The following is a 3,943-nucleotide window of genomic DNA, read 5'->3' on the forward strand; positions in this document are numbered from 1 at the left end:
CTTTCTAGAAGCGCCCAACGTGGGCCGTTAGCTCAGTTGGTAGAGCAACTGACTTTTAATCAGTGGGTCGCAGGTTCGAATCCTGCACGGCTCACCACGTTTCCGGAACGGCATCGACGGCTTGGCGTGCGGCTCGGGGCGCGTCCGGGGCGTTCGCTTGGCGCGTGTGCTCCCGTGCAGGCGCATGTCCCGCGTGTCCCCCTTGCGCGGCATGACCCCTGCGGCGGCCTGGCGGGGCGTGTCGGTCCTGCGCTCCATGCCTCCCGGCTGCGGCGCGGTGCCACAGCGCGCGGGGCATAGATGGATCACAGATACAGGAATTGATGCAGGTCAAGGTCGACCCCGCGCGGGGCTGCCAGAAAACCTGTCAAGGATAGCCATATTTCCGGAGCGAATCCCCGTGAGCAGCAGCGACAGCGACGCCCCGAAGCTCTACGAAGCGCGCGAGCCCATCTTCCCGCGCCGTGTCTCGGGCCGGTTCCGCAACCTCAAGTGGATCATCATGATCGTCACCTTGGGGATCTATTACGTCACGCCCTGGCTGCGCTGGGATCGCGGCCCGCAGCTGCCGGATCAGGCGGTGCTGATCGATCTCGCCAACAGGCGGTTCTTCTTCTTCTGGATCGAGATCTGGCCGCACGAGTTCTATTTCGTGGCCGGGCTGCTGATCATGGCCGGCCTGGGTCTGTTCCTGTTCACCTCCGCGCTCGGTCGCGTCTGGTGCGGCTACACCTGCCCGCAGACGGTCTGGACCGATCTCTTCATCCTCGTCGAGCGCTGGATCGAGGGTGACCGCAACGCGCGGCTGCGGCTCCACCGCCAGAAGAAGCTCGATGTCCGCAAGGCGCGGCTCCGGCTCACGAAATGGACGACCTGGCTCCTGATCGCGGTGGCGACGGGGGGCGCCTGGGTCTTCTATTTCACCGACGCGCCGACGCTGGCGCGGGATCTGGTGACGCTCGACGCGCATCCGGCGGCCTATATCACAATCGCCATCCTGACGGGGACGACCTTCGTCTTCGGTGGCTTCGCGCGGGAGCAGATCTGCATCTACGCCTGCCCCTGGCCGCGCATCCAGGCGGCGATGATGGACGAGGAGACGCTGACCGTCGCCTACCGCGACTGGCGCGGCGAGCCGCGCGGCAAGCACCGCAAGGGCGAGGGGGCGGAGAATCTCGGCGATTGCATCGACTGCAACGCCTGCGTCAACGTCTGCCCGGTCGGCATCGACATCCGCGACGGCCAGCAACTTGCCTGCATCACCTGCGCGCTCTGCATCGACGCCTGCGACGACGTCATGGAACGGATCGGCAAGCCGCGCGGGCTCATCGACTACATCGCGCTTTCGGACGAGGATCGCGAGCGCGCCGGGGGCACGCCCAGGCCCGTCTGGAAGCACGTCTTCCGCCCCCGGGTGATGCTCTACACTGCGCTCTGGGGGCTGGTCGGCCTCGGTCTGGTCTTCGCGCTCTTCATTCGCCCCGAGGTCGAGATGACCGTCGCGCCGGAGCGCAACCCGATCAACGTGGTGCTGTCCGACGGTTCGGTGCGCAACACCTACGACGTGCGGCTGCTGAACAAGCATGGCGAGGACCGGCCCTACCGCATCACGCTCGCCGGCGATCCCGCGCTCGACATCGCGCTCGAGGGCGTGGACGGCCAGACCGTGCAGGTGCCCGCCAACGAGACCTACCGCCAGCGCGTCTACGTCATCGCGCCGCCCGGATCCGGGCCCGCCGACGCCGAGCGCACCGAGTTCCGCCTCTGGGTCGAGGACACGACCAACAACGAGCGGGCGCACAACGATACCGTCTTCTTCGGGAGGGACGTCCAGTGAGCGACGAGCGCAAGTTGACCGGCAAGCACGCCGCGGCCATCTTCATCGGGGCCTTCGGGATCATCATCACGGTGAATCTGGCCATGGCCTATAATGCGGTCTCGACCTTTCCGGGGCTGACCGAGAAGAACCCCTACGTCGCCTCGCAGAGCTTCGACGATCGTCGCGCCGCGCAGGAGGCGCTGGGCTGGCAGGCCGAGGCGACGCTCGACGACGGCTACCTCGTGCTCGCGCTGCGCGGCCCGGCGGGCGAGCCGGTGCGCCCCGCCACGCTCGAGGCGGTGGTCGGCCGCCCCACCCACGTGCGCGAGGACTTCGTCGCCGATCTCGACTTCAACGGCCGGGATTACGTCGCGCCCGCTGACCTGGGCGAAGGCTACTGGACCGTCCGGGTCGAGGCCGAAGCCGCCGACGGCACGCCCTTCGAGAAGCGTCTGCAACTGAGCGTGAGGGGCTGACGACCGTGAGCACGCTTCAGGCGCCCGGCGCCTCGGCCTGTCCGGCCTGTTCCGCGGCCCCGGCCGCCGCCGAGATCGCCGAGAGGGCGGCGGATCGGACGGGGAACCGCGTCGCGCTGTCCCTGCCGAGGATCCATTGCGCGGGCTGCATCGCGGGCGTCGAACGCGCGCTCGACACCGCGCCGGGCGTGCGGTCCGCCCGGGTGAACCTCACGCTCAAGCGCGCCACGGTCGACGCCGACCCGGACGTGACCGCGGCCGACCTGCTCCCGGTGCTCGAACGCGCCGGCTACGAGGCGCACGAGCTCGATCCCGGCGCGCTCGCCGCGACCGAGACGGACCGCGCGGGCCGCGACCTCCTGATGCGCATGGCGGTGGCGGGCTTCGCCATGATGAACGTCATGCTGCTCTCGATCGCCGTCTGGTCCGGCGCCGAGGGGCCGACGCGCGACCTCTTCCACTGGGTTTCGGCGGCGATCGCGCTCCCGGCGATCGCCTTCTCGGCACAGCCCTTCTTCCGCAACGCCTGGAGCGCGCTGCGCGCGGGCGGGCTCAACATGGACGTGCCGATCTCGCTCGCCATCGGTCTCGCCGTCGTCACCTCCCTCTGGGAGACGGCGCTTTCGGGGGAACACGCCTATTTCGACGCGGCGGTGGCGCTCACCTTCTTCCTGCTCGCAGGCCGCTGGCTCGACCACCGCACCCGCGCGGTCGCGCGCTCGGCGGCCGAGGAACTCGCCGCGCTCGAGGTGCCGCGCGCCATCCGCCTGCGCGACGGTGCCGAGGAGACGGTGAGCGTGGGCGACCTCGCCGCCGGCGACCTGGTGCGGGTGAAGCCGGGCGGGCGGATGCCCGTCGACGGCGAGATCGTCGAGGGGGCGTCCGAACTCGACCGCTCGCTCCTGACCGGCGAGACGGTGCCGGTGCGCGCCGCCCCCGGCATGGCCGTCAGCGCGGGCGAGGTGAACCTCACCGGCCCGCTCACCCTGCGCGCCACCGCCGTCGGCGAGGAGACCTCGCTCCACCGCATGACCGAGCTCGTCGCCGTCGCCGAATCGGGGCGCGCGCGCTACACGCCGCTCGCCGACAAGGCGGCGAAGCTCTACGCGCCGGGGGTGCACATCCTCGCAGGGCTCTCCTTCCTCGGCTGGCTGATCTGGTCGGGCGACCTGCGCGTCTCGCTCAACATCGCGGCGGCGGTGCTGATCATCACCTGTCCCTGTGCGCTGGGCCTCGCCGTGCCGGCTGTGACGACCGCCGCCTCGGGCCGGCTGTTCCGCAAGGGGCTCCTGATCAAGAACGCCACGGCGCTCGAACGCCTCGCGGCGGTGGACACGGTGGTCTTCGACAAGACCGGCACGCTCACCGCCGGCACGCCGGAGCCCGTCAACCTCGACGCGCGGACCGGGGCGGAGCTCGCGCTGGCCCGCGCGCTCGCCGAGGGCTCGGCGCATCCGCTCTCGCAGGCGCTGGCCACCGCCGCCGCGGCGCGCGGGATCGAAGCCGCCGGGGTGAGCGCACTCCGCGAGATCCCGGGGCAGGGGACCGAGGCGCTCTGGCAGGGCCGGCGCGTGCGCCTCGGCCGCGCCGACTGGCTCGGCGCCACGCCCGGCGCGACGACCGAGGCCTGGCTCGCGGTGGAGGGCGA

General features: G+C 70.7%; 3 protein-coding genes and 1 tRNA gene. All 4 read left to right on the forward strand.

Translation table 11 applies throughout. The features are described 5' to 3' along the window. The first annotated feature begins 21 nt into the window (after nt 1-21). Nucleotides 22-97: transfer RNA gene (locus ACESL7_RS13845), tRNA-Lys, on the forward strand. 303 nt (nt 98-400) lie between these two features. Further along, nucleotides 401-1,837 (forward strand): cytochrome c oxidase accessory protein CcoG, encoded by a 1,437-nt coding sequence (ccoG, locus tag ACESL7_RS13850; protein WP_372893895.1) that lies wholly within the window; start codon nt 401-403, stop codon nt 1,835-1,837. After that, entirely contained in the window at nt 1,834-2,295 is a 462-nt protein-coding gene (locus ACESL7_RS13855; protein WP_372893896.1) for a FixH family protein, read from the forward strand. The genes ccoG and ACESL7_RS13855 overlap by 4 nt, the downstream gene beginning before the upstream one ends. 5 nt (nt 2,296-2,300) lie before the next feature. Continuing rightward, the coding region (locus tag ACESL7_RS13860) for a heavy metal translocating P-type ATPase (protein ID WP_372893897.1) at nt 2,301-3,943 on the forward strand (1,643 nt) is incomplete at its 3' end.

The sequence above is a fragment of the Rhodosalinus sp. genome, assembly GCF_041685465.1.
In the GTDB taxonomy this organism is placed as follows: Bacteria; Pseudomonadota; Alphaproteobacteria; order Rhodobacterales; family Rhodobacteraceae; genus Rhodosalinus.